The 4,146-nt window shown below is 44.5% G+C and carries 8 protein-coding genes; all 8 read left to right on the plus strand.

Features of this window, described 5'->3' with window-relative positions; all coding sequences use genetic code 11:
* Positions 1 to 1,312: phage/plasmid primase, P4 family (locus Q0200_RS02905; protein ID WP_297937514.1), on the plus strand; the 1,312-nt coding region annotated here is incomplete at its 5' end.
* A gap of 432 nt (positions 1,313 to 1,744) precedes the next feature.
* Positions 1,745 to 2,326 carry a hypothetical protein gene (locus Q0200_RS02910; RefSeq protein WP_297937515.1) on the plus strand — a complete coding sequence of 194 codons (582 nt, stop codon included), beginning with the start codon at positions 1,745 to 1,747 and terminating at the stop codon, positions 2,324 to 2,326.
* Positions 2,307 to 2,477: a hypothetical protein gene (locus tag Q0200_RS02915; RefSeq protein WP_297937516.1), complete on the plus strand. Its 171-nt coding sequence runs from the start codon at positions 2,307 to 2,309 to the stop codon at positions 2,475 to 2,477. Before Q0200_RS02910 ends, Q0200_RS02915 begins: the two co-directional genes overlap by 20 nt.
* A gap of 196 nt (positions 2,478 to 2,673) precedes the next feature.
* Positions 2,674 to 2,874, plus strand: coding sequence for a hypothetical protein (locus Q0200_RS02920; RefSeq protein ID WP_297937518.1), 201 nt, complete (start codon positions 2,674 to 2,676; stop codon positions 2,872 to 2,874).
* 3 nt (positions 2,875 to 2,877) lie between these two features.
* On the plus strand, positions 2,878 to 3,339 hold the full coding sequence (locus Q0200_RS02925) for a DUF736 family protein (RefSeq protein ID WP_297937520.1): 462 nt from the start codon (positions 2,878 to 2,880) through the stop codon (positions 3,337 to 3,339).
* A 10-nt stretch (positions 3,340 to 3,349) separates the two neighbouring features.
* Positions 3,350 to 3,718 (plus strand): hypothetical protein, encoded by a 369-nt coding sequence (locus Q0200_RS02930; RefSeq protein ID WP_297937522.1) that lies wholly within the window; start codon positions 3,350 to 3,352, stop codon positions 3,716 to 3,718.
* A 13-nt stretch (positions 3,719 to 3,731) separates the two neighbouring features.
* Positions 3,732 to 3,932, plus strand: coding sequence for a hypothetical protein (locus tag Q0200_RS02935; protein ID WP_297937524.1), 201 nt, complete (start codon positions 3,732 to 3,734; stop codon positions 3,930 to 3,932).
* 9 nt (positions 3,933 to 3,941) lie between these two features.
* A partial coding sequence (locus tag Q0200_RS02940) for a hypothetical protein (protein ID WP_297937526.1) occupies positions 3,942 to 4,146 on the plus strand: 205 nt, incomplete at its 3' end.

Genomic DNA, 4,146 nt, shown 5'->3' on the forward strand with positions numbered 1-4,146 from the left:
CGATACCAATGCGCTAGCCAAATTTATCCACACGCACTGGATGGTCGCCGCGTACGTAGACAAGAAAAAGCAAAGCCGCGAAAACGTAAATAAAATCGTAGAGGATCTAACGAGTTTGTCGCTAAATTTAGACGAGATCAAAGCGCACGAGCCGCGCCGCGTTATAAATTTACTAAACGGCACGATCTTTATCAGCAAAAACGGCGTCATCACCTTTAAGGAAAAACACGACTACAAAGATGCCGCAACGAATATCTTAAAATTTAACTACGACACTTCGGCTAAATGCCCGAAATGGACTAAATTTTTGCGCGATATAATGAGCGACGAGGATGACATAAAAACTCTTATGGAGTTTATCGGCTACTGCTTTATGCCTAGCCATGAGTTTGAAAGCTTTTTGTTTCTATACGGCAAGAGCGGCGCGAACGGCAAGAGCGTAATCCTAGACACCATCAGAAACTTTTTCGGCGAGGATAACGTCTCATCCCTTCAGCTCCAGCAATTTGAGGGGCACCAACTTTGCGCGCTGACAAACAAACTCTTAAATATCGGTTCCGAGATCGACAAAAACGGCACCGATAAAGGCCAACTAGCAAATCTAAAAGCTATCGTTAGTACCAAAGACGCGATCACTATAAACCCGAAAAACGAAGAGCCCTATTCGCTGCTTCCTAGCGAAAAGCCTAAACTTGCGTTTGCCGGTAACGAAAAGCCAAAAAGCGGCATCGATAACGGCGTATTTAGGCGTATGCTGCTTATAGTATTTGATAAAGAGGTAAAAGATAATCAAAAAATACGCGGCCTTAGCGATCGTTTCAGCGACGAGTTGGCCGGCATTTTTAACATGGCACTCGAGGGGTTAAAGCGCCTCATCAAACAAAACAAATTTACACGCTCTAAACGCATGCAAACGGAACTCGAAGAGTATAAAGATAGCGTAAATCCGCTTCGCACTTTTGTCAAAGACGCGATCATTGCGGACGCGGATTATTTTGTGCCGTCGGTACCGCTTTATAAAATTTATCTAGCATACATGAACGACAAAGGCGGCAAGCCTATAGCACAAAAAAACTTCGCCCAGGCTCTACGCGACGAGCTTACGCTTGCGGGTATCGGCTGCTCTTACGGCCAAAAACGAATGCCGGTAAATTACGCCGGCGTAGGCGAAAGGCCTAGATGCTTTTTCGGTTTTAGGGTTAGCAGCGACAATCTCGACTTTGACAGTATAAAGATAGAAAATGGCGGCGAAATTATAATAAATCAAATGAGCTATTATCAAGCAGGCGGAGCTAAATCCGATGAAAACTAATCTTTCTTTGTGGCTCACGATGATTTTAACTAAAAATATCTACAAAGCGTCCTATTTTAGGGCGTTTGATAGATGTTTTACATCTGGGTGGCTCACTTCTGGCTCACGATTTTTATTTTTCTTGAGCCAACGAAAAGCTGTATTTTTGGGGCTTGGCGTGCTGTTGGCTCACAATCTCGCCATTTTTGCCCCTATATCGGTTTGAAATCGTTTTTTTGTTTTTCAAAATTTTTTTCAGAACCTATATATAAAAAAATGGTGAGCCAAAGAGAATTCTTAAGCTATTAAACATCGATAAAATCGTGTTTAACTGATGGCTCAAGTTGTTTAAACTTATGAGCCAGAGAGTTTATAGAATTGCGTATTTTAGGGGGTTGGGGTGGCTCACGGTTTTTTGAGGATTGTGAGCCACGCGAGCCAAAAAGGAAAATCATGAAGCAGATGAACGAAACGCAGCAAAAAGCCTTCGAGATATATCTTGATAGCGCAACGTTTGAAACCGATTATAAACCTATCAGCGAGGAGCAGCTAGCCTCCAAGCTAGACGCGCTAGGGTTAAAAGGCTCTAGTAGCTCTATAAATCGCTGGAAAAAGGATTTTAACTGGGCGCAGGCTTTGCAAAACAAAGTTACTCTAGCTATGAGCGAGGACAAGCAAACTAGAAATTTATTGCAAAAGTCAAGCTTAGAAACCGTGGTTAAAAACACCAAGGTAGATATCGAGCGAAACAACGTCTTGCTAGCGGCTAGCTACGAGATCATGGAGGGCGAGGCGAGGCGCATCGTAGCTAGGCAGCGAGAGACGGGCATGGTTAGCGCCGATGACTTCGAGCGAGCGAAATTTATCTCTACGCTTTCAGCCGGCAGAAGCGACAAGATGCTAGACCGTCTAGCCATCATGCCGCCCGAAGCCGTTTCGGCGCAGCAGATTTTGTCCCGCCTAAACGAGATCACGATCGAGGTCGAGGACGACGTCATAGACGCGGAGGTGCAAGATGAAAAAAGTAGCGATTAGGATTTACGACGCCGCCGGCGTGCCGCGCCGTGCTTTGGGCAGTTCCCCGTCTTTGGGGCGCGCTTTGTTTATCCGCGGGGCTAAAAGGTTTTTAGCGGCCTTGGGGTTGGTTTTAGTTTTAGCGATATGTCAAAATTTAGCAAATTTATAAAGGAGAAGAGATGAGCATTGTTTTAAAAGTGCTTTTATGGAGTACAGTCGTGTTTTTTGTCCTAAGAATAATTGGGCAATTCAGAAATTCAGAGATAATTAGGCTTGCAGGACTAAAACTAACCTTTGCAAGGGATTGGATATTAGTACTATTGTGTCTTTTTGGAATATATTTTATTGGCTAAAAGGAGAAAAAGATGGTTTTGCCTATTTTAAAGATACGCCCTAGCGGCCAAAAACTAGTTTACGACGTTTTGATGCTGGACTTAGCGGCGAAGAGGGTTAAATTTATGCTAGACCCAAAAAAAGAGATGTCTATGGAGCGCGCTATCGAGGACGGCGACGAGATATTCACGGATACCGCGGCGCCAAAAGAACGAAATTTATTTGAGGAGTAAGATATGAACGTGGGTTATTTCAAGCGGAAAAGTTATAAAAACGCCGAGGGCGCAGACGTAGGGTATATCGGCGGAGTTATAGTGATTCCATTTTTGAGGCCTTTAGAAGTAGTTATGTTAAGCTCAAGCGCCGAGGACAAAAAGAAAAATCAAGACTTTCCCGATTTTCAGCTAGCGATGCAAAAGCCTAAAGGCTACGAAGGGCAAAGGCAGATCATAGGCGCATTATGGCGCAGACAGAGCAAGGACGGCATGAAAAATTATATAAGCGGTTTTATCGAGACTCCTGCGGTCCCGGGATATAAAGTTTATATCGCTCTTTTTAACGCCGGCGAAAAAGCCAAAGAGGATGTGCTATATGATGTCGTTTGGAGCGCTCCTAAGCGTAGCGAGTATCAAGACGTGCCGCCCACTAGCGAGGCCTTAGATGCTAGCGACTATATAGACGAAACGATACCGTTTTAAGAGGTGCGTGATGGAAGTTATTAAAATTTACGTTTGCAGCCCCTATTCTGCATTCGGCGACGACAAAAAAACAGCGCGCGAAGTAGCGATTAAAGCTCTAGCCGAAGCCAACGAGTATTTTGACGGCGACGAGCGATACGAGCTTTTTAGCCCGGTGCTAAACAATGCGCGGTATAGAAATCTAGACTATGACGAAGTTATGCAAATTTGCCTAAAGCAGCTTGATAGCTGTGGTGCGATATTTGTGCCTAGCGAGAAGACTTGTGACTATCGTATAACCCAGGACTCAAAAGGCATTTTAATGGAGATAAATCACGCTCTGCTAAACGGCTATAGGGTTTTCGACCCGGGCGCGCTGTTTGGGGCGATCGAAATTTAAAAAGGCAAGAAACATGGATAGCATAGAGTCTAAGCTAAAAGCGGCGCAAGAGGAGATCAAAATGTTAAGGCGCAAGAAAGTAGTTTTGCCCGCGCACGCGGCGGAGATATTGCGAAAAGTCAAAGAAAGCGCGCAGGCAGCACTAGACGCCAAGACGATGACGAGCAAAGACCGCCGTTTACGTGGCATAATAAGCCGTATCGGCAACCCGTAAGGAGCTAATATGCAAAACCAACTAAACGAAATTTACAAATTGATACAAGAGCAAAAGCAAGAACAAAAACTAAGCACAGAAATCCAACGCGCGAAGCTAGTAGGGAATGTATGCGAAGAGGTAGCAAAATACTCTAGGGCACAAAACGATAGCGAGCGCACATGTGCTCTTTGCCGTATTGCCATATTTATAATAAGCGCAATAGAAAAACCTC

Source organism: uncultured Campylobacter sp., assembly GCF_938045225.1.
GTDB lineage: Bacteria > Campylobacterota > Campylobacteria > Campylobacterales > Campylobacteraceae > Campylobacter_A.